General features: G+C 66.2%; 26 protein-coding genes. 17 read left to right on the top strand and 9 right to left on the bottom strand.

What is annotated here, in order from left to right; genetic code table 11:
• Nucleotides 1-24: 24 nt before the first annotated feature.
• Together ABIA70_RS18810 and ABIA70_RS18805 are read right to left on the bottom strand one after the other, a co-directional pair.
• Nucleotides 25-813 (bottom strand): polyphosphate polymerase domain-containing protein, encoded by a 789-nt coding sequence (locus tag ABIA70_RS18810; RefSeq protein WP_354149101.1) that lies wholly within the window; start codon nt 811-813, stop codon nt 25-27.
• The gene (locus ABIA70_RS18805) at nt 810-1,439 is read right to left on the bottom strand and encodes a DUF4956 domain-containing protein (RefSeq protein ID WP_354149100.1); all 630 of its coding nucleotides are present in this window, start codon (nt 1,437-1,439) and stop codon (nt 810-812) included. The genes ABIA70_RS18810 and ABIA70_RS18805 overlap by 4 nt, the downstream gene beginning before the upstream one ends.
• A gap of 133 nt (nt 1,440-1,572) precedes the next feature.
• Between ABIA70_RS18805 and ABIA70_RS18800 the strand changes: the two genes are divergently transcribed.
• On the top strand, nt 1,573-2,343 hold the full coding sequence (locus ABIA70_RS18800; protein WP_354149099.1) for a lytic transglycosylase domain-containing protein: 771 nt from the start codon (nt 1,573-1,575) through the stop codon (nt 2,341-2,343).
• Between the two features lie 27 nt (nt 2,344-2,370).
• Here the strand turns inward: ABIA70_RS18800 and ABIA70_RS18795 are convergent, their stop codons facing one another.
• Together ABIA70_RS18795 and ABIA70_RS18790 are read right to left on the bottom strand one after the other, a co-directional pair.
• On the bottom strand, nt 2,371-3,528 hold the full coding sequence (locus ABIA70_RS18795; RefSeq protein ID WP_354149098.1) for a GtrA family protein: 1,158 nt from the start codon (nt 3,526-3,528) through the stop codon (nt 2,371-2,373).
• An 8-nt stretch (nt 3,529-3,536) separates the two neighbouring features.
• Entirely contained in the window at nt 3,537-4,526 is a 990-nt protein-coding gene (locus tag ABIA70_RS18790; RefSeq protein WP_354149097.1) for a phosphodiester glycosidase family protein, read from the bottom strand.
• A 73-nt stretch (nt 4,527-4,599) separates the two neighbouring features.
• On the opposite strand from ABIA70_RS18790, the gene ABIA70_RS18785 reads away from it, so the two are divergent.
• Entirely contained in the window at nt 4,600-5,148 is a 549-nt protein-coding gene (locus tag ABIA70_RS18785; protein WP_354149096.1) for a DUF488 domain-containing protein, read from the top strand.
• A gap of 11 nt (nt 5,149-5,159) precedes the next feature.
• On the opposite strand, the gene ABIA70_RS18780 is transcribed toward ABIA70_RS18785, so the two are convergent.
• Nucleotides 5,160-5,567 carry a response regulator transcription factor gene (locus ABIA70_RS18780; protein WP_354149095.1) on the bottom strand — a complete coding sequence of 136 codons (408 nt, stop codon included), beginning with the start codon at nt 5,565-5,567 and terminating at the stop codon, nt 5,160-5,162.
• A 60-nt stretch (nt 5,568-5,627) separates the two neighbouring features.
• Entirely contained in the window at nt 5,628-6,371 is a 744-nt protein-coding gene (locus ABIA70_RS18775) for a GAF and ANTAR domain-containing protein (RefSeq protein ID WP_502917238.1), read from the bottom strand.
• A 286-nt stretch (nt 6,372-6,657) separates the two neighbouring features.
• Here ABIA70_RS18775 and ABIA70_RS18770 point away from each other — a divergent pair, with 286 nt between their 5' ends.
• The 3 genes from ABIA70_RS18770 to ABIA70_RS18760 all read left to right on the top strand — a co-directional run bounded on the left by ABIA70_RS18770 (nt 6,658) and on the right by ABIA70_RS18760 (nt 10,120).
• Nucleotides 6,658-7,248, top strand: a complete 591-nt coding sequence (locus ABIA70_RS18770; RefSeq protein WP_354149093.1) for an adenylate kinase — start codon at nt 6,658-6,660, stop codon at nt 7,246-7,248.
• Nucleotides 7,245-8,117, top strand: coding sequence for an NAD-dependent epimerase/dehydratase family protein (locus tag ABIA70_RS18765; RefSeq protein WP_354149092.1), 873 nt, complete (start codon nt 7,245-7,247; stop codon nt 8,115-8,117). The genes ABIA70_RS18770 and ABIA70_RS18765 overlap by 4 nt, the downstream gene beginning before the upstream one ends.
• 170 nt (nt 8,118-8,287) lie before the next feature.
• Nucleotides 8,288-10,120, top strand: coding sequence for a S8 family serine peptidase (locus ABIA70_RS18760; protein WP_354149091.1), 1,833 nt, complete (start codon nt 8,288-8,290; stop codon nt 10,118-10,120).
• Here the strand turns inward: ABIA70_RS18760 and ABIA70_RS18755 are convergent.
• Nucleotides 10,117-10,941 carry a FadR/GntR family transcriptional regulator gene (locus ABIA70_RS18755; RefSeq protein WP_354149090.1) on the bottom strand — a complete coding sequence of 275 codons (825 nt, stop codon included), beginning with the start codon at nt 10,939-10,941 and terminating at the stop codon, nt 10,117-10,119. The two genes, ABIA70_RS18760 and ABIA70_RS18755, sit on opposite strands and share 4 nt — an antisense overlap.
• Before the next feature lie 135 nt (nt 10,942-11,076).
• On the opposite strand from ABIA70_RS18755, the gene ABIA70_RS18750 reads away from it, so the two are divergent.
• The 6 genes from ABIA70_RS18750 to ABIA70_RS18725 all read left to right on the top strand — a co-directional run bounded on the left by ABIA70_RS18750 (nt 11,077) and on the right by ABIA70_RS18725 (nt 17,223).
• Nucleotides 11,077-12,372: an ABC transporter substrate-binding protein gene (locus ABIA70_RS18750; protein WP_354149089.1), complete on the top strand. Its 1,296-nt coding sequence runs from the start codon at nt 11,077-11,079 to the stop codon at nt 12,370-12,372.
• A gap of 204 nt (nt 12,373-12,576) precedes the next feature.
• Nucleotides 12,577-13,518 carry a carbohydrate ABC transporter permease gene (locus tag ABIA70_RS18745; protein ID WP_354149088.1) on the top strand — a complete coding sequence of 314 codons (942 nt, stop codon included), beginning with the start codon at nt 12,577-12,579 and terminating at the stop codon, nt 13,516-13,518.
• A complete protein-coding gene (locus tag ABIA70_RS18740; protein ID WP_354149087.1) occupies nt 13,515-14,405 on the top strand; it encodes a carbohydrate ABC transporter permease in 891 nt (296 codons plus the stop codon). The genes ABIA70_RS18745 and ABIA70_RS18740 overlap by 4 nt, the downstream gene beginning before the upstream one ends.
• A gap of 6 nt (nt 14,406-14,411) precedes the next feature.
• The gene (gene dgoD / locus ABIA70_RS18735; RefSeq protein WP_354149086.1) at nt 14,412-15,560 is read left to right on the top strand and encodes a galactonate dehydratase; all 1,149 of its coding nucleotides are present in this window, start codon (nt 14,412-14,414) and stop codon (nt 15,558-15,560) included.
• A gap of 5 nt (nt 15,561-15,565) precedes the next feature.
• Nucleotides 15,566-16,252 carry a bifunctional 4-hydroxy-2-oxoglutarate aldolase/2-dehydro-3-deoxy-phosphogluconate aldolase gene (locus ABIA70_RS18730; RefSeq protein ID WP_354149085.1) on the top strand — a complete coding sequence of 229 codons (687 nt, stop codon included), beginning with the start codon at nt 15,566-15,568 and terminating at the stop codon, nt 16,250-16,252.
• Complete coding sequence (locus ABIA70_RS18725; RefSeq protein WP_354149084.1) at nt 16,249-17,223, top strand: sugar kinase; 975 nt, start codon at nt 16,249-16,251, stop codon at nt 17,221-17,223. Before ABIA70_RS18730 ends, ABIA70_RS18725 begins: the two co-directional genes overlap by 4 nt.
• Nucleotides 17,224-17,265: 42 nt before the next feature.
• Here ABIA70_RS18725 and ABIA70_RS18720 read toward each other — a convergent pair whose 3' ends face one another.
• Nucleotides 17,266-18,387, bottom strand: coding sequence for a DNA alkylation repair protein (locus ABIA70_RS18720; RefSeq protein WP_354149083.1), 1,122 nt, complete (start codon nt 18,385-18,387; stop codon nt 17,266-17,268).
• A 99-nt stretch (nt 18,388-18,486) separates the two neighbouring features.
• Between ABIA70_RS18720 and ABIA70_RS18715 the strand changes: the two genes are divergently transcribed.
• On the top strand, nt 18,487-19,293 hold the full coding sequence (locus ABIA70_RS18715) for a phosphatase PAP2 family protein (protein ID WP_354149082.1): 807 nt from the start codon (nt 18,487-18,489) through the stop codon (nt 19,291-19,293).
• Between the two features lie 138 nt (nt 19,294-19,431).
• On the opposite strand, the gene ABIA70_RS18710 is transcribed toward ABIA70_RS18715, so the two are convergent.
• Nucleotides 19,432-19,752 (bottom strand): MerR family transcriptional regulator, encoded by a 321-nt coding sequence (locus ABIA70_RS18710; protein ID WP_354149272.1) that lies wholly within the window; start codon nt 19,750-19,752, stop codon nt 19,432-19,434.
• 141 nt (nt 19,753-19,893) lie between these two features.
• On the opposite strand from ABIA70_RS18710, the gene ABIA70_RS18705 reads away from it, so the two are divergent.
• The 5 genes from ABIA70_RS18705 to ABIA70_RS18685 all read left to right on the top strand — a co-directional run bounded on the left by ABIA70_RS18705 (nt 19,894) and on the right by ABIA70_RS18685 (nt 23,383).
• The gene (locus ABIA70_RS18705) at nt 19,894-20,319 is read left to right on the top strand and encodes an Hsp20/alpha crystallin family protein (RefSeq protein ID WP_354149271.1); all 426 of its coding nucleotides are present in this window, start codon (nt 19,894-19,896) and stop codon (nt 20,317-20,319) included.
• Nucleotides 20,320-20,393: 74 nt separating this feature from the next.
• A complete protein-coding gene (locus ABIA70_RS18700; RefSeq protein WP_354149081.1) occupies nt 20,394-20,747 on the top strand; it encodes a J domain-containing protein in 354 nt (117 codons plus the stop codon).
• 46 nt (nt 20,748-20,793) lie between these two features.
• Nucleotides 20,794-21,171 carry a hypothetical protein gene (locus tag ABIA70_RS18695; protein WP_354149080.1) on the top strand — a complete coding sequence of 126 codons (378 nt, stop codon included), beginning with the start codon at nt 20,794-20,796 and terminating at the stop codon, nt 21,169-21,171.
• A 32-nt stretch (nt 21,172-21,203) separates the two neighbouring features.
• Entirely contained in the window at nt 21,204-21,713 is a 510-nt protein-coding gene (locus ABIA70_RS18690; RefSeq protein ID WP_354149079.1) for a methyltransferase family protein, read from the top strand.
• Between the two features lie 122 nt (nt 21,714-21,835).
• Entirely contained in the window at nt 21,836-23,383 is a 1,548-nt protein-coding gene (locus ABIA70_RS18685; RefSeq protein ID WP_354149078.1) for a glycoside hydrolase family 1 protein, read from the top strand.
• Nucleotides 23,384-23,392: the final 9 nt, after the last annotated feature.

Here is a 23,392-nt window from a genome sequence, read left to right as displayed (position 1 = left end):
TTCGGAGGTTCAGGGAGGTGGGGGTCAGGCGGCGGGGCGGAGGTTCATGGTGCGGCGGAGGGTGCGGTTCCAGCGGTTGGCCGGGAGGTCCGGGCAGAGCGCCGCCATGCCGGTGGCGAACTTGGAGATCCGGGAGGGCCGGACGCCGTGGGCCCAGAGGTGCCGGTCCAGCGGGCCGGCGGCCGAGCCGGACTTGGTTTCCAGGATCACCGCACCGGCCAGCACCCAGGCTTGCCCGCCGGGGCGTTGCCAGGTGACACTGGTATCGATGGTGGCCCGGCTGCCGGATTCCGGCAGGTAAAGCGTGGTGCGGCGGTACCGGGTTTCGAGGACCGGTTCGAGAGGCCCGGCAGGGGCTGCGCCCACCGCGGCCGCCAGGGTTTCGTGGACGTAATCCATGCCTTCGGCGGTGATGCGGGCACGGTCGGTGAGCTCGTACGGGATGCGTTCCTTGACTGTTGCTTCGCGGGCGCCTTCGGTCTTGACCTCCAGGAAGCTGATGTTGCTGTCCACATAGGTCCTGGTGCGGACCTTGTAGCGGCGCCGCCGGCCGTGGGCGGCCAGGAGATAGCTGTCCAGCCGTGCGGTGTCGAAGTAGACGGAGTCGTAGGCGAAGCACCGGGAACCGTCCAGCTCCAGGACCCGGACGTCGGCGTCGAACGTGGCCAGCAGTTCCTGGGCCAGCGTCTCGGGGACCACGTATTTGCGGTCAACCCGGGTCTGCAGTGCGGCGTCGGCGTTCAGTTCATCCAGGCCCACGGACGGCAGCCGGCTGAGGGAGCTGACGACGCCGGTGTCTGCTGGGGCGCTCATGCCGCACCTGCCGAAGCGTGAACGGGGGTTTCGATCGTCATGGTTTCGATTGCCGGCGGCCCGGCTGCGGCGATCCGGGCGGCAGGGTTGTAGGCGAAGCGGACGTCCACGATGGTTTTGTCGTTGACCAGGTCCAGTTCCACGATGGTGGCGGAGTGGACCTTCCCGTGCAGGACTTCCTCGAGCCGGGCATGCAGTTCGTGGTCCTCCGCCAGGGCCCGGTCCAGGATCACGGTCTGGTGCCGGTGGGCCGGCAGGACGCGGGGGTGGTCACCGACGAACATCACCAGCAGGATCAGGCCCATCAGCGAGGCGGTCAGCCAGATGGGTTCGATGCCGAGTCCGGCGATCAGGCCGAGGGCGAGGGCCGAGAAGTAGTAGGCCACTTCGTGCTGGGCCAGTTCGGTGGAGCGGAGCCGAATGATGGACAGAACGCCGAAGAGGCCAAGTCCCAGGCCGAGTCCTGCCGAGGAGCCGGACAGTGCGGTGGCGACTGCCAGAACGCCCACGTTCATGCCAAGGTAGGAGACCACCAGGTCACGGCGCCGGTGGCGGCGGAGGTAGAGGACGAACGTGAGGACGCTGATGGCCGCGAGGTCTGCGGCGATGAAAATAAGGGAAGTCATCGGATTCTCCGGAATCTGTTGGTGGGCTGTTCTCTACAATCCGCGGCCAAACTGTGCGGGTGCTGTGACGGGACCTAGGCACGAATATGAGTGTTGGCCGGGAGTTCGGGCTTCGATCGATAGGATCAAACCCGTGATCAATTCCCGTGACCTCGCCCTCCGGCTCAGGCGACTCACGGTTTTCAGCGTTTTTGCGATCTGCGTGATCACTGCGGCGTCATTTTGGGCGCTCCGGCAGTCCGGCCAGTCAGCCGTGGTTATTCCGCCACCGCCAAGGTCTGAGGCCAAACTCGAAACGCTGTCCACCGGGATCACCCCTGCCGTGAACATCACCCGGAACGCGGATGCCAAGTGGCTTGAGCGGGCCGCCGCGCAAACCGGGATTCCTGCCCGCGCGCTCCGGGCCTATGTGGCTGCAGCCGGCGCGGCAAATCTTTCAGCTCCGGACTGCGGGATCGGGTGGAATACGGTTGCAGCGATCGGCTCCATCGAATCCGCCCACGGAGCTTACGGCGGCGGAAAACTGACGCCCGCCGGGCATGCGGCCGGGCCGCTTGTTGGGCCGAGCCTGGACGGCAACGGCTTTGCCGCCATCGCCGATACCGACGGCGGCGTCCTGGACGGCGACGCCCGGTGGGACCGCGCCGTCGGACCCATGCAGTTCATTCCCACCACGTGGGAGTACGCGGGAAGGGACGGAAACGGTGACGGAACAGCGGATCCGTTTAACATTGACGATGCCGCCCTCAGCGCGGCCGGCTACTTATGCGCCAGAGGCCGTGACCTCACCACCGCAACCGGGTGGACGGAGGCCATCTACTCCTACAACCAGTCCGGTTCCTACGTGGTCAAGGTACGCGACCAGGCCGTGTCCTACGCCGAGGCGACGGGCGCCACCGGATAAGGCCACGTGTGGCGGGCACTACCTCGGCTACCGGCGCAACCTCCCGGGGTGGTGGCCGCGTCCCAGGTCCGGAGCCTCATGGTCAGCCTCCCGTACGGTGTTCCTGGCCGTGTTCCCCTTGGCCGTGTTCCCCTTGGCCGTGTTCCCCCTGGCCGTGTTCCCCACAACTTCGTTCCCCGCGAAGAGCCGCTGCTGCACCGCGTAACTGACGGCCAGGAGCGCAACTTCGGCAAGGATCTTCGCCGGCAGGGCCGCGACGGACAATGCGTCAAGCGCATAGATGAGCCCGTAGTTGGCGACCAGCAGGACGGCCACCAGGCTGAAGTAGCGCATCCCGGCGGCAGTTGCGGGCTTGTCCCGGCCATGTTCAAACACCACACGCCGGTTCACCAGGAAATTCACGGCAGAGCTCACCATCCTGGCTCCCACCACCGCCAGCAGCAGCGAGTCGGTGGCCAGGGTCAGGAGCAGGAACACCACCGTGTCCACCAGGAAAGCAGCGAAGGACGAGGCCAGGAATTTGAGGAGCGGCGCGTAGATGCGGACCGAATCTGCCACGGGCCGGAAATGGGACCCCGAGTTGTGGTCCAGGTAGACGGTGGCGATGTCCACGCTGCGGATCGCATAGCCGGCCTGCCCGGCTTCCAACAGCAGGTTCAGTTCGTACTCGTAGCGATCCCCGCGGACCGAGCGCAGCCACGGGAGCATGGCCGCAGGGTAGCCGCGGAGGCCGGTCTGTGTGTCTGAAATGCGCTGACCTGTGGCCAGGGTGAACAGCAGCCTGGTGGCGTTGTTGCCGAACCTGCTGCGGGCGGGGACATTGCCGGTGAAGTTCCGGGTCCCGAGCACCATGGCAGGTGATCCGGCCCGGACCGCGGCCGCGACGCGAAGAATGTCCACGATGGTGTGCTGCCCGTCGCTGTCCGCGCAGACCACGGTCCGGTCCGGCAGGTGGTCCGCGATGAAGCCGAAGCCGGTCTTGAGCGCAAAGCCCTTTCCCCGGTTGCGGGCGTAGCCGATGACGTGGCACCCAAGTGCCTTGACGCCGTCGAACACGTCCTTGTATCCGGGCCCGCTGCCGTCATCGACCACCACCACGGTGGCCCACGGCTCGGCGTCGCGGATGGAACGGATGAGGGCGGGCAGCTGCTGGTCCGGCTCATAGGCCGGAATCAGGATGATCATGGCCGGACCTACTCCGCGATGTAGAGGATGTCGGAGGTGCCGCGTTCCTTGTTCTCACCCAGCGGGTTGTTGACCAGGTCCCCGTTGAAGTACATGGTGGAAGAGCCGCCGCCGTCGATGTTGTAGGCCGTGGTGGCGCCGAGGCCCTGCATGATTTCCGCCAGGCCGGTCATGCTGACGCCGGCGCTGTAGCCGGGGCTGCGGCCGTCCACCACCACGAACACGAGGTGGTTGTCGTCGATGACGCCGACGGCGGTGCGCGGCTGTTCGCCCTGGATCGAGTGGTTGCCGAAGTTGGTGTCCACCTCCACGTCCTCGATGCCCTCGGCCACCTCGCCGTTGTCCAGCAGGGACGGGCCGAAGGAGAGGGTGTTCCAGACGCCGTCGGCCAGGAGCTGCTCGGCGGTGGTGGAGGTCTCGTCGTACACCTTCACGGTGCCGTCGGTGTAGAAGGCCAGGCCCTGGCGGGTGCCTTCATCGCGGAAAACCACGCCGTTGCGGATCACGATGCCGGTGTCGCGGAAGCCGTAGTAGTCGCCGTTGATGGCGAAAACCGCGTTGTTTGCCTCGGCGATTGCTGAGGTGGTTTCGGTGATGTTTTCGCCGAAGCTGTCCTCGGCGAAGGCTGATTTGAGGGTGGTGGCATCGTCCAGCACGACGTCGGCAACGTAGTAGGTGACGCTGCTGTCGCCGCTGCCGGTGGTCACGGTGGAGATGTTGATGTTCGAGCTGTCTGAAACATAGGAGGTGTCGGTGGTGACGGCGGCCGTGCTGCCGGATCCGCTGGTGGTGTCCGTGGTGGTGGTGCTGGTCTGGCGGGTCCCCACCTGGCTGGCCTCGTACGCGGAGACGTCCGAGATTTCCACGTGGTGGACCACGAACCGGTCCAATGCCCAGGCGGTGGCTCCTCCCGCTGAAAGCGTGAGGGCAAGGGCCCCTGCGACGAGGGCGCGCCGTACCCGGCCGCCCTTGCGTTCTGTGTTCTTGAGAGGAGTCATGCATCATTTCTAGGCAGCCAAGCTATCGCTCCGGTTTGCCGTGAATGTGCTGCGCCTGTGAAAGGGTGGGGACATGGCGGAGATGGTCATGGCGGACAGGGACGTGCGGCTGCTGACGGTGGGCCACGGAACGGCAAGCCAGGCCGGGTTTGCGGAACTTCTGTCAGCGGCAGGGGTCCAGGCACTGGTTGACGTCCGGATAGCCCCCAGCAGCCGCAAGTTTCCGCATTTCGGCAAGGACCTCCTGGCTCAGTGGCTGCCCGCGGCGGGCGTTGAGTACCGCTGGGAGAAACGGCTGGGCGGTTTCCGGAAGTTGCCGCCCGATTCACCTGACGTCGTGCTGCGAAACGAGTCATTCCGCGCCTATGCCGCCTACATGAGGTCGCCGGAATTCCTGGCTGCCCTCGGCGGGCTGATCGCGCAGGCCGGGGAGCAGTCCGTGGCAATCATGTGCAGCGAAACGGTGTGGTGGCGTTGCCACCGGCGGCTCATCGCCGATCATGCCCTGTTGCTCGACGGCGTCGACGTCCGGCACCTGATGCCCGGGGGAAAGCTGGCACCGCACCAGCCCACGTCCGGGGTCCGGGTGGACGGCAACGAGCTTGTGTACGACCAGCAGTAGCCGGCAGCCGGCTACTGCTGCCGGTTCGAGGCAGAATCCTCCGTGGCCGGGAGAGCGGGCGGGCAGAGGCTCAGCGCAAGCTCCTGCAGTTCCGTCGGGCGGAAGGGCTTGGTCAGATAAGCTGCGGCCCCGGAAGCCATTCCCGCCAGGACGTCATCCTCTTCGGACCTTGCGGTGAGGAACAGCAGGGGTGCCTTGCTGAGGGCGCGGATGGCGCGGGCAGCGATATGACCGTCCATGTCAGGCAGGCCAAGGTCCAGCGTGATCAGCGAAACGGACGGATCCGCCGCCGCAACTATGCCCTCGGCGCCGCTGGCAACTGCATGCACGTCGAAGCCGGCGCGGGTCAGGACCACCGTGACCAGCATGCGGATGTCGTCGTCGTCTTCGATGACCAGACAGACGCGTTCATTTTTCATTTTTGGAGCCCCCTGGAGCCAGCTTGGAACCAGTGTACGGGCTGGGGCGCAGGGCTGGCCTTACCCGTCGTAATGTGTCTCGACCGGCCCTTGGCCCAGGGCATCAACTATTGACGACGCGACTTTGTGCAGCTTTGAATTGCGTGTACTGGACGCCGCCTTGAGGAGTTCGAACGCTTCCTGCTGGCTGCAGCGGTTCTGGGCCATGATGATGCCCACCGCCATGTCGATCACGGTGCGTGATTCCAGGGTGGCCCGCAGGTTGGCCGCGGTTTCGCTGTAGTGGGCGAAGCGAACAGCAAGCCGCAAGGCCAAAGACGTCTGGCGGACAAAGTCCTCGGCCGCTTGGACAATGCGGCCCTCAAAGCGGCGGGCCCGGGGGGAGTAGATCAGCAAGGCGGACTTGGTTTCGCCGTGCAGCTGGAAGGGAATGGCCAGGACAGAGCGGATTCCCTGGCTCGCCACGGCTTCAGAGTATTCGGGCCATCGCATGTCCTCTTCAGCGTCGGCCACGAGGACTGTTACCCGGTCCACGCAAGCAGCCATGCCGGGGCTGCCGGCGGACTGGTATTCGATCCGGCCCAGGGCCTGGGCAGCTGCGCCGCTGCTGGCGATCGCGGCATCTTTGCGCTTACGCAGGAGAGCCAGGCAGCAGATCACATCATCGCCGGGATCGGAGAGGTTTCGGGCGGCTACGCGCGCGAGCTCGTCAAGGAACTCCTCAACATCGGTGCTGTTGAGCAATTCCTCGTGCAGGTGCTCGGTAATTGATGTAGCTGTGTTTGCAGTTGACTCGCCGGCCACGGTTCTTGGTGCCATTCGCTCAGGTCTAAACGAGCCATAAACTCCCCGCAATCCGCCACAGAGGCAGGAGGCCGCGAAGGTCGCTGGTTCGGACGAACTCTCCAACGGCCTGCTGCTAAACCGATAACCAGAAGTATATACAAGCCCGGGGCCTCGAAAGCGCGACAAGCAGGGCCTCCCCGATGCTGGCGTTGTGTGGCGGTTATGGGCAGAATGAAGCACACCGTTGGCGCTGCCCGCGGTGGACCCGCGACCAGCCGGCTATCACGCCGCGGAGGGACAGAACATGACCAGACTGCTCATCATTGGGCCGCCCGGATCGGGAAAGGGCACCCAGGCGGTACACATCGCGAGGCATTTCAGCATTCCTACCGTATCCACGGGCGACATCTTCCGGACCAACGTCAGCAATGAGACGCCGCTTGGTGTGGAAGCCGCCAGATACCTCGACGACGGCGCCCTTGTGCCGGACGAACTCACCAACGCACTGGTCAAGGACCGGCTCCTGGAATCCGACCTGCAGCCCGGCTTCCTGCTCGATGGCTACCCCAGGACCGCCACCCAGGTGACAGAACTGGACAACATGCTCGCCTCCCAGAGCCAGCGGCTCGACGCCGTCGTCGAACTCCGTGCCCCGGACTCCGAACTTGAGCAACGAATGCTGCAACGGGCCAAGGAGCAGGGCCGGAAGGACGACACCATCGAAGTGTTCCGGCGCCGGCTTGACCTGTACCACAACGAAACCCATGAGGTCGTCGCGGTCTACGCCGGCCGGGGCATGCTGGTTTCGGTCGACGGCAGCGGCGACCCCGGGGACATCACCACGCGGGCCATCGCCGCCGTCGAGAAGTTTCTAGCAGAAGGAGTCACACCATGAGGATTGCTGTAACGGGCGGAAGCGGAAAACTGGGGCGCCACGTCGTCCGCAGGCTCACTGAAGACGGCCACGAGGTGATGAACCTGGACCGTGAAGGAGACAGGAACCCGCGGCTGGCCATCGTCGACCTGCGCAACTACGGCGAAGTCCTGGATGTGCTCCTTAGCCTTGACAGCAGGCACGCCGGGTTCGACGCCGTCGTCCACCTGGGAGCCATTCCCGCGCCGGGCATCATCCCGGACGCCGCCACTTTCGAGAACAACATGCTCTCCACGTACAACGTCTTCCAGGCCTGCCGGCGGGCCGGCATCAAGAAGGTGGTCTACGCATCCAGCGAGACAGTGCTGGGAATTCCGTTCGCCATCGACCCGCCGTACATCCCCGTGGACGAGGAATACCCGGCACGGCCGGAAAGCACCTACTCGCTGGTGAAGCACCTCGAGGAGCAGATGGCCATCCAGATGACCCGCTGGGACCCTGAGCTGAGCATCACCGGCCTCCGCTTTTCCAATGTCATGGATCCCGAGGATTACGAGCGGTTCCCGTCGTTCGACGCCGACGCCAGGGAACGCAAGTGGAACCTGTGGGGCTACATCGACGGGCGTGACGGGGCCCAGGCAGTGGCCCGTGCACTGGAGAAGGGCACACCCGGGTTCCAGGCCTTCATCGTGGCGAACGCGGACACCGTCATGAGCCGCTCAAGCGCCAGCCTTGCTGCCGAAGTGTTTCCCAACGTCAAGGTGACTAAAGAGCTGGGCGAGCACGAGACCCTGCTGTCCATCGACAAGGCCCGGCGCCTGCTGGGGTTTGAACCCGAGCACTCCTGGCGCACTTACCACCCGATCCGCACAACGCCTACGGAAGACTGAGCTCCGCGGCCACGGCGCCCGCGTTCTCATGCGATTTGCGCAACCGGCCAAGGATTTCCGCAGGATCAGGGAAGATTCCGTTTTCGCCGGGCGGGGGCTCCTAAGCTTTTTGTCGGGACGGTGTATCAGTTCCGCCTACCAGCCGCCACAAGCCACGCTTAGGACCCCCCATGCGCACCCGACGTTTTGTGCTGCCCGCCGCCAACGCAACCCTGCTTGCCGTCGCCGTTCTGGCCTCAGCCGCCCTCCCGGCGGAGGCCGTTGGCGGAGCCGGGAACGACGACGGTGCAAGGAACCGTTACATCGTCCAGTACGCCGCGGCAGCGGACGTCCCTGCCGAGGTGACGCGGTTGAAGGCCCAAGGCATCGCCGTCGGCCGTTCCTATTCCCACGCCCTGCGCGGCGCCCTGGTCACGGCCACGCCCGCCCAGGCCGCGGCGCTCGCCCGCACGGCCGGCGTCGCGTCGGTGGAGGTGGATGCCCCGGTGGGGATCACCGAGACGCAGCAGCCGGCACCGTGGGGACTGGACCGGGTGGACCAGCGGGCCCTGCCTCTTTCGGGTTCCTATTCGTGGACGGCGGCGGGAGCCGGGGTCAGCGCCTATGTGGTGGACACCGGCGTCCTGGCCTCCCACTCGGAGTTCGCCGGACGGGTTACTGCCGGCTGGAGCGCTGTGGCCGACGGACGCGGTTCCGGGGACTGCAACGGCCACGGCACCCACGTTGCGGGGACGGTCGCCGGATCAACCTATGGCGTTGCCAAGAGCGCGACGATCGTTCCGGTCCGTGTCCTCGACTGCAACGGTTCCGGCTACAACTCCGACGTCGTGGCCGGCCTGGACTGGATCGCCGCCAACCATGCTGCCGGAACCCCGGCGGTGGTCAACCTGAGCCTGGGTGGAGCTGCGAGTTCGGCGGTGGATACCGCCTTGCAGGGGGTCATCAACGACGGCGTCGCCGCCGCGGTGGCGGCCGGCAACTCCGCCGTGGATGCGTGCGCCGGCTCACCCGCGCGGCTCCCGGCCGCCGTCACGGTTGCTGCCAGCGACTCCGCCGACCGCCAGGCGTCCTTCTCCAACTTCGGCTCCTGCGTGGACCTCTACGCACCCGGCGTCGGCATCACGTCCGCTTCCTACACGTCAACAACAGCAACCGCTTCCATGTCCGGCACGTCCATGGCGACGCCGCACGCAGCGGGCGCAGCGGCAGTCCTGCTCTCCCAAAACCCGTCCCTGACGCCCGCCCAGGTAGCCTCGGCGCTTACCTCGAACGCCACCGCCGGCGTCATCAGCGGTGCCGGGACCGGCACGCCCAACCGGCTGCTGTATGCGGCGGGCACGGCACCGGCTCCGCCTGCCGCACCCGCGCCCACGGTGACTTCCCGGACACCCGGTGCGAACTCGACGGCGGTGCCCGCTGGGAGCAACGTCACCGCCACCTTCAGCACGGCGGTCCAGGGTGTCGGCGCCGGAACCTTCGTGCTCCGGAACGCCGCCGGCGCGCTGATCCCGGCGGCCGTGGGCTATGACGCTGCGACGAGGACGGCAACCCTCGATCCCGCCTCCGCCCTGCCCGCTGACGCCACCCTGACAGCCACGCTGACCGGCGGTGCCACGGCAATCCGGGATGCGGCAGGAACACCGCTGGCCAGCACCAGCTGGACCTTCCTCACCGGTCCGCCGCCCACGGTCACCGCTTTCACTCCCGGCAGCAACGCCCTCCTGGTACGGCGGAGCAACAACATTTCCGTCACCTTCAGCGAGGCAGTCCAGGGCGCCGGAACGGCCACGTTCACGGTGAAAAACTCTGTCACCGGCGCAGTGGTCGCCGCCGCCGTCTTCCGCAACGGCACCACCAACCAGTGGATCCTGGACCCGCAGCAGGCCCTGGCGGCCAAGACCAAGTACACGGTCACGGTCACCGGCGGCCCTTCGGCAATCCGCGACCTTGCCGGCAATCAGCTGGCCACCACGTCCTGGCAGTTCACCACCGGTTCGTTCTAGCCGGTCAGTTCCGAGGGGGCGGGCAGGGCGTCCGACGGCGGCAGTTGGGGGGCGCCGTCGGACTTTCCTGATTGGCGCTCGGGTGTGTCCGCGCCGCTCTGGTGATGCTCGGACCAGATGTGGCTCATCTCCTCAGAGGACTGTTCCACAATCCTGCTCATCGCCGCATGTGCGGCGGCGGCCTCGCCGCGCTGGATGGCGCTGGCCACATCCACGTGCAGCTGCAGCGCTTCGTGATGGGGCAGGTTGGGCATCAGGCCGTGCTGCGTGCGCCCGGTCAGGACCTCGGCCACGAGATTCTGCAGCTGGGCGAACATGGCGTTGCCGGAGGCCTTGAGTACTGCGGCGTGGAACTCCACGTCCAAGCGCAGGAATTCTTCCCGGTCGCCGCGCTGGCCTGCGGCCCACAGCCGGGCCGCGTGCGAGACAAGGTCGCTGCCGGCGTCCCACGATGCACGCTCGGCTGCAAGCCGGGCTGCCTGCGGCTCAATCGCACCGCGGAGTTCATTGAGGGACTGCAGCTGTTCCAGGCGCCGGGACGAAGCCAGCCGCCACCGGATCACCTGGGGATCGTAGAGGTTCCAGGCTTCTTCGGGCTGTACCACCGTGCCGAACCGCCGGCGGGATGCCAGCATGCCCTTGGAGGCAAGAACCCGGGCAGCTTCCCGGACCACGGAGCGTGATACCTTGTGCTGCGTTTCCAGCTCGTCCAGGCGCACCAGGGAATTCGGTGCGAGAACCCCGTTGGCAATGGCGAGCCCCAGACTCTGCACCAACGCAGCATGCCGGTCAGTAGGGGACACCGCCATGGGGTTCGTCATGGATAAATCATACTGCTTTGCCAAAGGGGTTGTTTAAGTCTGCCTTATTTCTCTATGCTCTTCCCCAGAGCAGATGTAAAGATGCATTTGTAGGTGGCTGGACAGTGACGTCAGCCCGGAAGCAAGGGAGCGGTCGTGAAGCGACGTTCAATAGTTAAGTACGCGGCAGTCGCCGCAGCACTTTCGCTGGGCTTGACCGCCTGCAGCGGCGGCAGCGGCAGCAGCGACGCCAAGGAATCGGGCACCGTCCGGGTCACCCTGGCCAACCACGTCTGGACCGAAGGCATCAAGACCGCCATTCCGGAATTCGAGAAGAGCTCCGGGCTCAAGGTGGAGCTGACCCAGCTCGGCGAAGACCAGCTCTCGGACCAGTACAACGTCAAGCTCAACGCAGGCAGCGATGAGATCGACGTCATGATGTACCGGCCGCTCCAGGAGGGCAAGGCGTTCGCGAAGAACGGCTACCTCGCGGACCTGACCAGCAAGGTCTCTTCCGATTCCGGCTGGGACTGGAAGGACTACCAGGAGGGTCCGGTCAAGGCCACCACTGTTGACGGCAAGGTTATTGGCGTCCCCATCATCACCGAGCGCGAAGTCCTCTACTACCGCAAGGACCTGCTGCAGGCCGCCGGCATCGCCGTCCCCAAGACGATGGAAGAGCTTGAAGCTGCCGCAAAGGCCATCAAGGCATCCAACCCGGACACTGCAGGCTTCGTGGCCCGCACCGGCAAGTCCGCGGCCGTCACCCAGTTCTCCAGCTTCCTGTACAGCTTCGGCGGAGACTTCACCGACTCCAGCGGCAAGTCCACCGTCAACTCGGATGCTGCCAAGAAGGCCTACGCCTTCTACGGCGGCCTGATCAAGAACTACGGCCCCGCCAACGTCAGCACGGACATGAGCTGGCCCGAGGCAATGGCAATCTTCACCCAGGGCAAGTCTGCCTTCTACACCGAGGCCGATTCGCTCTACAAGAACGCCACCGACCCGGCCAAGTCCAAGGTTGCCGACAAGGTCGGGTTCGCTGCCCTGCCGGCCGGCCCCGCCGGCTCCAAGCCGTACAACATCCCGTCATGGGGCCTGGCCGTGAACGAGGCCTCAGGCAACAAGGACAACGCCTGGAAGTTCATCCAGTGGGCCACGAGCAAGGAACGCACCCTGGCTGCACAGAAGGCCGGCGTCCCCGGACCCCGCGCCTCCGTCTGGGCCGACTCCGAAGGCACGTCCACCTACCCGAAGGACCTGGCCGAGGCCATCGCCACCAGCGCCAAGAACGGCATTGGCCACGACCGTCCCCAGGTAATCACCGTAGGCAAGGCCCGCGAAATCGTTGGCGAGCCGATCGTTGCCAGCATCACCGGCGCAGACGCGTCCGCAGCCGCCGACTCGGCCCACGAGGCCTTCCAGAAGTTCCTGGACAGCGAAAAGAAGTAATACCTGCGGTGCACCCCGAGCCGGCGAGCGAGGACCCGGTGCACCACACAGCCCCGGGGGGGGGGGGGGGGGGGCGCGCGCCGCCCCCCCCCCCCCCCCCCCCCCCCCCCCCCCCCCCCGGCGGGGGGGGGGGCGGGGCCCCCCCCCCCCCCCCCGCCCCGGCTACTCTTCACCCCCCAACTCTTTAGGTGAACCATGTCTGTAATGACTCCTCCCCGCAGCTCAGCCCGGAACGCAGGGCGTGCTCCCGGTGCCCGCGACAAATTCTCCGACTGGGCCAACACGCACCGGAAGTGGCTTTTCGCGGCCCCGGCGATGATCTTTGTCGGCGTCCTGATCATTTTCCCGCTGGCCTGGACCCTCTACCTGAGCCTCACTGATTCGCAGGGCTCCGTCCGGGCAGCCACCGAGTTCATCGGCCTGGAAAACTACATCACGGTACTCTCCGACGTCGAACGCTTCTGGCCTGCAGTGGGCCGCACCATGACCTTCACCGGCATTGCCCTGGTCTGCGAAGTGGTGCTTGGCATGGGCATCGCACTGCTGCTCTGGCGCCCCTTCCGCGGCGAAAAGTGGGTCCGCGTGGCCATCCTGCTCCCGCTCGTCGCCACCCCCGTTGCCGTCGGCATGATGTGGAGGCTGATCTTCGATCCCAACATCGGGTTCGTGAACCAGCTGCTCGGCATGGTTGGCATCCCGCCGCAGCCCTGGCTTTCCGGCCAGGACACGGCGCTGGGCACCACCATCTTCATGGACGTCTGGCAGTGGACCCCCATGGTGGTCCTCATCCTGCTCGCAGGCCTGACGTCCCTTTCCGAGGAGCCCGATGAGGCCGCCCGCATGGACGGCGCCAACGCGTTCCAGCGCTTCTTCTACATCACCCTGCCCCTCATGATGCCCACCGTGATCGTGGCCATCCTGCTGCGCGGCATCGATGCGCTGAAGACCTTCGACATCCTTTACGCCACCAAGGGCAAGGGCGGCGGATCGTTCCACGAAGTGGAAACGCTCAACGTCTACGCCTACGGGCTGAGCTTCGACTACAACCAGTACGGGCTGTCCTCCGCGGTGCTGATCCTCTTCTTCATGATCATCATCGGCACCATGTGGCTGCTGACCATGCGCAAGAAAGCGGTAAACAAATGACCGTACTGAACGAAAACACCGCAAACCAGGCGTCCGCCGGGCAGCCGCAGCCGGTCCGCCGCCGTCGGAAGCCCCTGGGCACGCGCGCCTACAAAGTCTTCCGCGTCGCCGCACTGATCGCCGTGGTGCTGTTTCTCCTTGCGCCGCTGGCGTGGATGCTGATGGCCTCCTTCAAGACCAACGTGGATATCTACGACACCGCCAAATCGATCATCTTCACCCCCACGGGTGAGAACTACGCGAACGTCCTCCAGCGCAACAACTACTTCGTCTTCATTTTCAACAGCTTCTGGGTGGCATTCGTCTCCACCGCCCTCTCGCTGGTGCTGGGCGTCCCTGCCGCGTATGCCATGAGCCGGTTCACCATGCACCGTTCAGCCCTGGTGGTCCTGATGGCCCGCGTCATCCCCGGCGTTTCCCTGCTGGTGCCCTGGTACTACGTGTTCTCCAACCTGAAAATGGTGGGCGGGTTCGAAGTGCTGATCCTCAGCCACATGTTCGTCGCGCTGCCCCTGATCGTGTACATCATGATGAGCTACTTCGACTCGCTCCCGCTGGAACTTGAGGAATCCGCGCAGGTGGACGGGCTCACGCCCATCGGCGCGTTCCAGCGCATCACGCTGCCGCTTTCGGTGGCCGGTATGGCCACGGCAGGCATCCTGTCCTTTATCTTCTCGTGGAACAACTTCATGTTCGCGCTGGTGCTGTCCGGGTCCAAGACCAAGACCCTGCCCGTGGCCATCTTCGACTTCGTCTCCTACGCCAGCATCGACTGGGGCGGACTCATGGCGGCCGCCACCGTGGTGACCATCCCCATCATGATCATTGCGCTCTTCACGCAGAAATACATCGTGTCCGGCATGACCGCCGGCGCCACCAAGGGCTAGGCCGGCATGACACTTATCAGCAGAATCGAAACCTTCCTCGTCGCGCCGCGGTGGCTGTTTGTCCGGATCGAGACCGAGAGCGGGATTGTCGGCTGGGGCGAGGCAACCTGCGAGGGGCGCAGCGAGACAGTGCGCACCGCCGTCGAACAGCTCTCCGAGCTTCTGATCGGCAACGACGCCCTCCGGATCGAAGACCACTGGCAGGTCATGACCAAAGGCTCCTTCTACCGGGGCGGGCCCATCCTGGCCAGCGCGGTCTCCGGCCTGGACCAGGCTCTCTGGGACATCGCGGGCAAGCACTTCAACACCCCCGTGCACCAGCTCCTGGGCGGCCACGTCCGGGACAGGATCCGGATGTACGGCTGGGTGGGCGGGGACGAACCCAACGAAATCGCGGACCAGATCAGCGCCCAGCTGGAAGTGGGCCTCACTGCCGTCAAGATGAACGCCAGCGGCCGGATGAGCCCGGTCGCCTCGGTGGCGGAGATCGACGGCGTTGTCCGCCGTGTTGCCGCGGCCCGCGAGGTGCTGGGGGAGAACCGGGACGTCGCGGTGGACTTCCATGGCCGCTTCAGCCTGGCCAACGCCCGCCGGGTGGCGCCGCTGCTGGAACCGTACCGGCCCTTCTTCCTCGAAGAGCCGGTGGTTCCGGAAAACACGCACCTGCTGCGCGAATTCACCTCCTCCACCACCACGCCGGTTTCCACCGGTGAGCGGCTCTACAACCGGCAGGAATTCCTGCCCGCACTGCAGGCCGGCATCGCCGTGGCCCAACCGGACCTCTCCCACGCCGGCGGCATCACCGAGGTCCGCAAGATCGCCTCGCTCGCGGAAATCTACGACGTCCAGCTCGCCCCGCACTGCCCGCTTGGGCCGCTCGCGCTGGCCGCCTGCCTGCAGGTGGGTTTCGCGACGCCCAACTTCCTGATCCAGGAACAGAGCATCGGGATCCACTACAACCAGGGCGCCGAAGTTCTGGACTACGTGGTGGACAAGACGCCGCTGAAGTTCGTGAACGGCCACATTGAACGGCTGACCGGACCCGGCCTCGGCATCGAAATCGACGAGGCAGTGGTCCGCGCCGCGGACAAGCGCGGCCACGCCTGGCGCGGGCCGGTCTGGCGCCATGCCGACGGAGCCTTTGCAGAATGGTGAGTGAAATGACTGACGGACCGAGCAGCAACCTGACGTCCGGTGCCCTGCTGGTCGGCGTCAAGGACACCCGGCTCGTGGGAATCGTGCGCGGCACCGACGGGGCGGCCGCGGCGCGGGCTGCCCTGGCCGCGATGGAGGAGGGGTTCCGTTTCGTCGAGATCGCCCTGACCACACCGGGGGCGCTTGAGGCGATCCGCGAGGTCCGCGCTGCGGCGCCCGCAGGCTGCTTCGTCGGCGCAGGAACCGTGCTGAGCGTGCAGGACGTGGACGACGTCGCAGAGGCGGGCGGCCAGTTCGTGGTCACGCCGTCCCTGGCCGAGTCCATCCAGGAGTCTGCCCGGCGGGGAATCCCCGTCCTGGCCGGTGCCCTGACGCCCAGCGAAGCCCTCGAGGCGATGAACCGCGGGGCCACGGCGGTCAAGCTTTTCCCCGCCTCCATCGGCGGCCCGGGTTATCTTAAAGCACTGCGCGATCCCTTCCCCGGGATCCCCTTCATCGCCGTGGGCGGGGTGGGCCTCGCCGAAGCCGCCGGATACTGGGAAGCCGGCGCAATCGCCGTCGGACTTGGCGGTCCGTTGTTCGGTGACGCCGGCTCCGGCGGTGACCTCGCGCCGATGCGTGGGCGGGCGAGGGCCTTTGTGGACCTGGCAGACTCTTTCGCCCGCCGGAGCACCGCAACGGGCGTACGGTGAGCGCAGCCGTCGATCTCCTGACCTTCGGTGAATCCATGGTTTCGCTGCGGTCCACCGGCCCCCTGTCCGCCGGCGGCAGCCTGAACATGCACGTCGCAGGCGCCGAGTCGAACGTAGCCGTAGGCGTTTCCCGGCTGGGCCACAGTGTTGCCTGGGCAGGAGTTGTGGGCGCCGATCCGCACGGCGAATACATCCTGCGGCAGCTGCGCTCCGAGGGGATCGGCACGCAGTGCAGGGTGGACGGCGCCCGCAGCACCGGCGTCATGTTCCTCGAGCAAAGGACGGCAGACCTCACCCGGGCGTTCTACTACCGTGCCGGTTCCGCCGGCTCCACCCTCAACCGGGAGGACCTGGACCGTGCGTTATCGGCCTGCCCGCGCGTGCTGCATCTGACCGGCATCACCGCAGCCCTCAGCCCGGAAGCCCGGCAGGCCGTGGAATACGCCGCCGGCCGCGCCGCTGCCGAGGGCATTGTGGTCTCGCTCGACGTCAACTACCGCAGCCGGCTCTGGTCCCGCGAGGAAGCCCGGGCCGTGCTGGCCCCGCTCGTGCGGCACGCGGACATCCTGATAGCGTCCGACGACGAACTGGACCTTGCTGCGTCCGGCACCTTGAGCGGGGGCCACTCCGACGACGCCGAAACAGCGCTCGCCGCTTCTTTGCTGGAGCAGGGCATCGGCGAAGTCGTGGTGAAGCGGGGCGCTGCCGGCGCCGGCGTCCACACAGCGTCCGGCCGGTTCGAGGCGCCGGCGCTCACCGTGACAAGCATCGATACCGTGGGTGCCGGGGACGCATTTACGGCCGGCTACCTCTCTGCCCTGCTCGACGGCGAGGACGTTGCCGGCCGGCTGCAGCGAGGCTCCACCATGGGGGCCTTTGCAGTCAGTACCGCCGGCGACTGGGAGGGCCTTCCCAGCCGGGACGAACTGGCAATGCTGGGCACGGCGGCCAGCGGAACCACGCAACGCTAGCTGCGCCGGCCCGGGAACGCGCGGCCGGACCGCAGGGCCGGTTCAGACCTGAACCCGGAACTCTGTATGGCCGTGCCGGATTCCGTTGATCTGCAGCTCCAGCGCATGGACTCCCGCGTGGTGCACCCGGGTGGTCATCTGCCGGAAAGCATGGCGTTTGGTCACCGAACGTGTCTCACCCGCGGCGAGGGTCAGCGCCCCGATCTTGAACACCTTGGCCGATCTCGTGCCGTTCGCCTTGACGTAATGCACCACATAGTCCACCGCCAGCCGGGCGGCCCCGGGGCCGGTGTTGGAGATCTCGAAGTCGAAGGCCAGTTCTCCGGGCAGGGCAAGTGAGTCCCGGTCCAGCCGCGGTCCGGTCACAGCGAGCGACGCCGGGACGAACCCCAGCAGCGCAAGCGCCCCCGGGTCCGCGTTCTTGATCAGGGTCCGCAGGCCGTGCCTGACCACCGAGGCGGTGTTGCTGTCCGGTGCCGACAGCCAGCGCTGCGCCGTTGCCACCACCAGGGCGGGGGCATGCCTGGCCACGTCATTGAGGTGGTTCGCGACTGAGCGCCGCACGTAGTCGGACGGATCACGGTAGAGGGCATCCAGCAGGGGAACGGTCGATTCCGGAGCCAGGACGATCCCGGGGACCCGCACCGCCCAGGGTAGGTAGGGCCGGGTTCCCTCACTTGCGAGCCTGCGGACATGCTCGTCCGGGTGCGCGGTCCAGCCCTGGATGACCTGCAGGGAACGCTCCAGGTCCGCGGCGAGGAGCCGGCGGATGGCGAATTCTCCGGTCAGCCTGGGCGTCAGTTCCGCCAACAGGGCCAGGCAGTCATCAAAGTCGCTGCGGGCATCAGCGCCGGATCCGGCCTCCAGCGCAAGCGTCACCGCGGCCTCCGACACCGGCCACAGGATCCAGCCGGTGAATCCGGCAGCAGTGAGTGCGCGCCGGAAGGTGCGTGCCGCCGTCGGGTAGCCCGGGTCCGGGAGCAGCCGGGCGTCCGCCAGGACTGCGCCGCTCACCACATCAGTGCGGGCCCGCAGGCTCAGCTGGTCCAGTTCCGAGGCGCAGGCAACCACGTGGGGCCAGCTTGACCCCGGGGCGGCTTCGCCGAGGATTTGCGCCAACGCGTCCACGTTTTCCCGGTTGATCAGCTCATTCATCACGCCCATGGAGTCAGGCTACCGGGCACGGGTGGAGCCCAATGCCCCGCACAAGGGATAATCTTCACCCTAAGCAAATCCTTTACGGCGCACGGAGCGGAAATAACAGTGACAGAGCGGGCGGAACCAGGAAAGTCAGGCAATTCCGAAAAGAAGGGTGGCCTCTGGCGTACCTTCCACGACAAGTTCGTTGTGGAGGAACGCTACGTGGAACCGGCTGCAAGGAAAGCCCTGTACCGGACAGCGGTGATCCTCATGGCCGTGGGTGCTGCCGCGTTCATCATCACGCTGCTTCTGGTCCTGCAAAGCAACACCGGACCTTCCGCGGCCGACGAATCCGCGCGCAACTGGCTGCTTTCGCTCAGGTCCGAGTCCCTGACCGTTGTCATGATCTTCCTCGCCGTCATTTTTGGTCCCATTGCGCTGCCCATCATCGTGCTGGTGGTGACGGTTGTCTGGGGGTTCGCGGCCAAGCATGCGTGGCGCCCCCTGGTCCTCGCCGCGGCAATGCTCAGCGGCGTACTGATTTCGCAGATCATCCTCCAGATTGTCCGGCGCTCACGGCCGCCCGTGGAACTGATGCTCTTCGGGGCCGACTACACATTCTCTTTTCCTTCCGGCCACGTGCTGGGGGCCTGTGACTTCCTGCTGGTGACCACGTTCCTGGTCTTCTCGCGCCGGGAGAATCCCAAGTCCGCTGTGTTTGGCTTTGTGGGTGCGGGCGTCGGCATTGTCCTTGCCATCGTGAGCCGGCTCTACCTCGGCTACCACTGGCTGAGTGACGCGGTCGCCTCCGTCTCCCTGTCGTTGCTTATCCTCGGTGCAGTCATTGCGCTGGATACGTGGCGCACCGCCCGGGTTCGCGGCGAACGGATCACCGGCGAGCTCTCCAAAGCGGAGGCCCCGGGAGACTAGTGGCAACCGAGGCCGATGTCCGGAGGTTGTGCCTGGCGCGGCCCGGCGTGACCGAGCGCATCAGCTGGGGCCAGCCTGCCTGGGCGGACGGGGCGCCCCGGGAGGCTAGTGGCAACCGCGGCCAGAAACCTGTAGGCGCTACTCTTCCGGCAGGGACTGCGCGCGCCTGAGGGCGCGATGGAGCTTGGCATTGGCTGCCTCAAGTTCCAGGACCCTGGCCACGCCTGCCAGATTGAGGCCCTGTTCGAGAAGTTCCCCGATATGCAGCAGCAGGGCGATGTCGTTATCGCTGTACCGGCGCGTGCCGCCGGAGGTGCGGACGGGGGTGAGCAGGCCACGGGTCTCGTAAAGCCGGATGTTTTGCTGACCCGTTCCGGCGAGCTGGGCTGCCACGGAGATGGCATACAGCGGCCGGCCGGCCCGGGCCTGGGGTTTCCGTTCTGAAATCCCGCGAACTATGTCCACTCGAAATTCCTTCCTTGCGATGTTGCATCAGTCTCTCACGGGTGCTATAAAAAATCTATATCCACCACCATAGATAAGTGGGATGGGTATGGATACTGGATACAACTTCTACAAAGCTGAAGGAGTGGAAAGATGATGTTGATGCGTACGGACCCGTTCCGTGAGCTGGATCGGCTCACCCAGCAGGTCTTCGGTACCGCTGCCCGCCCGGCCGCCATGCCCATGGACGCCTGGCAGGAAAACGGAGAGTTCGTGGTGGCGTTCGATCTCCCGGGCGTCAAGCTGGATACCGTGGACCTGAACGTGGAACGCAACGTGCTGACCGTCCGGGCGGAGCGCCAGGACCCCACGCAGCCCAATGTCGAGCTGGTGGCCTCCGAGCGTCCGCGTGGTGTCTTCAGCCGCCAGTTGATTCTGGGCGAGTCGCTGGATACAGACAACATCAAGGCCAATTACGACCAGGGCGTCCTGACGCTCCGGATCCCGGTCGCGGAGCAGGCCAAGCCGCGCAAGATCGAGATCGAAACGAAGCAGGGATCCATGCACGAGATCCGTTCGTAGGTCCCGGACGCCGGGGCGCAGGCAGCCGCTGCTGCCTGCGCCCCGAGCCGTTACAGTCCGAAACGTTCCCGCCCATGACCAGCCAGCCCGACTACTACGCCGCCCTGCGGTTGGACCCCGCCGCCACGCAGCAGGAAATTTCCCGTGCCTACCGCGCGTTGATGCGCACCCACCACCCGGATGTCGACGGCGGAACCGCGGCGGACCGCGAGATACGGGATGCCGAACTGCTCCGGATCATGCAGGCTTTTTCCGTCCTCCGGGACCCCGTGCGGCGGGCCGCGTACGACCGCACCGTCGCCGGCGGCGCACGCCTGAGTGACGCCGCGACTGAAATCCCGGTCCGGAAGGTCCCCGGCAGGGCAGCGCCTTCCGGAGCCACCATCAGGATCACGCCGGTGCGCTGGGAGAGCGGTCCGTGGATCTGAGGCGGGACACCCAAAACAGCCCTAACCACGAGGAGGCCGACGAGCAATGAGCGAGTGGCGCCGCTACGATTCCCACCTTATTCCCGCGTTCCATGAACGGTTCGAACAGCGCTGGGGCGCCGGCACAGCGCCCTTCCTGGACCCCGAGGCCCACGAGGAGCCGCTTCCCCGCGCCCAGTGGATCAACCCCGACACCGGTGCCGCCCTGGCAGTTGTCCCGGTTTGGACGGCGGAAGAGCGGCAGCAGCGGTCCTTTGGGGTGTTCTATCTTCCGCCCGCCGGCGACATCTGGGTCCTCCGTCCCGGTTACACCGGTTACCTTGAGCCGGCCGACGGCGAACCGGAACACCTCGTCACGCTGCGCAACGATGCCTACCGCAAGGCCGTAGCGCACGCCAAGGAGTTCCTCTTCGGCTCGCAGTGACACCGGTGATTTCCCGGGGTTACAGTTCCGGTATGGCCACACCCTCCCGAACGGTGAAGCGGTTGCAGGAGCTCTACGAAAACCTCCCGCTGCCCGCCGGCCATGTGATCGGAATGGCCGTTGATTTTCTCCTCGACCGGCTACGTCCCGCGCCCCTTCCCGGCTCGCGTTCCTTGCACCGCAGGGCGGGGGCGCTACTGGTGCTCGCCGGCGTCGGCCTTAATTTTTGGGCGCTGCACGAAAGGCGACGCCACACGGCAGGCCGCTTCGCGCTGGAGCGGCCGGAAGAACTGGTCACCACCGGCCCGTACGCCATGACCCGGCATCCCATGTATGTGGGCTGGTGGTTCATTCGCCTGGGCACGGGAACCTTGGCCGGTTCGGCCTGGACCCTGGTGACGCTGCCGGTCCTGTCGCTCGCGGGGCACCCCGAAGTCCTCCGCGAGGAGGCTCTCCTGGCCGAGCACTTCCACGAGGCCTACCCCGCCTATGCAGGACGGGTTCCGCGTTACCTCGGATTCCCAGCCCGGCAACCCCCGTAAGCCTCGTCCCCCTGCGCCATTATGGGTTCCCCCGCAAGGAATTATGCGAGGATATGGACCTGACAAAAGCGTGGGTCACGGACCCGCGGGAAAACGTTCCTCCGTCATTAAGGGCTGACTTCATGCACATTACCGCCAAGGACCTGGCCGCCCGCATCCCCGCCGACTTCACGCTGGGGGTTGCCACGGCGGCGTTCCAGATCGAGGGCGCACTTGATGAGGACGGACGCGGGCCCGCCGGCTGGGATGCTTTCGCGGCCAAGCCGGGGGCAATCGTTGATGACCACAGCCCCGCGGTCGCCTGCGATCACTACCACCGGATGCCCGACGACGTGGCCCTGATGAAGCAGCTGGGCGTAGACTCCTACCGCTTCTCCCTTTCCTGGCCACGGATCCAGCCCACGGGCAGCGGCGCCGTGAACCGGAAAGGGCTGGACTTCTACGACCGGCTCCTTGACGAGCTCCTGGCCAACGGGATTTCGCCCATGCTCACGCTGTATCACTGGGATACCCCCCAGGCCCTGGATGACCTGGGCGGCTGGATGAACCGGGACACCGCCTACCGGCTGGGGGAGTTCGCCGCCATCGCCGCCGAGGCGTACGGGGACAGGGTGGCACGGTGGTGCACCATCAACGAACCCGCCACTGTCACCACCAACGGCTACACCCTCGGCCTGCATTCCCCCGGCGAGGCGCTCCTGATCAACGCGCTGCCCACTGTCCACCACCAGCTGCTGGGCCACGGCCTCGCCGTTCAGGCCCTGCGTGCCGCCGGCGTGCCCGGTGAGATCGGCATGACCAACGTCTACTCGCCGATGGTTCCCAACTCCATCAACCCCCTGGACCGGATCAGCGCCGGCCTGATGGACCTTGCGCAGAACCGGCTGTATGCGGACCCGGTCCTGACGGGGAAGTACCCGGACCTCATCCGCGCCGCGAAGTTCTTCAGCTCCTTCGACCACCCGGAGGAGGACATGGAGATCATTTCCCAGCCCCTGGATTTCTACGGCCTGAACTACTACATGCCCACCAAGGTCGCCGTCGGGCCGGGCGAGGGTGCTGTTCCGGCGAGTATGGCGGAGGCCATGGGCAGTGACCTGAGCGCCGTGGGCAGCGGCGGAACCCCCTTCCACGTGGAGACCTGGCCGGAAGCGGACGTCACCTCCTACGGCTGGCCCGTCAAGCCGGAATACATGAGCGTGGCACTGAAGGAAATGGCGGAGCGGTATCCGAACCTGCCCCCGGTGATCATCACGGAAGGCGGGGCGAGCTTTGAGGACATCATCGTCCGCGACAAGTCCACCAACACCACGTTCATCCCGGACGAACGCCGGCTCAAATACCTTTCGGACCACATCGAAGCGGCCCTGAAGGCGACCGCTCCGGGCGGAGAGGCCGAGTCGGTGGACCTCAGGGGCTACTACGTGTGGTCGCTGATGGACAATTTCGAGTGGTCTGCGGGCTTCAAGCAGCCGTTCGGCCTGCTCCATGTCGACTTCGAGACCCTCGAGCGGACGCCCAAGGCGTCCTACTTCTGGTTCCAGGAGCTCATCGAGGAGCGGAACCTCGCCGCGGCGGCCGGGGCCGCCGTCGCGCAGGCAGTCACGGCGGAACCGGGGGTAACGGACATGCCCGACGACGACGTGACAGCCTTGGGTGCCACCGCTTAGCGGTTCAGC

This window comes from Arthrobacter sp. 754 (genome assembly GCF_040548695.1).
GTDB lineage: Bacteria > Actinomycetota > Actinomycetes > Actinomycetales > Micrococcaceae > Arthrobacter.
This window is presented reverse-complemented; position numbering and strand designations above follow the sequence as displayed.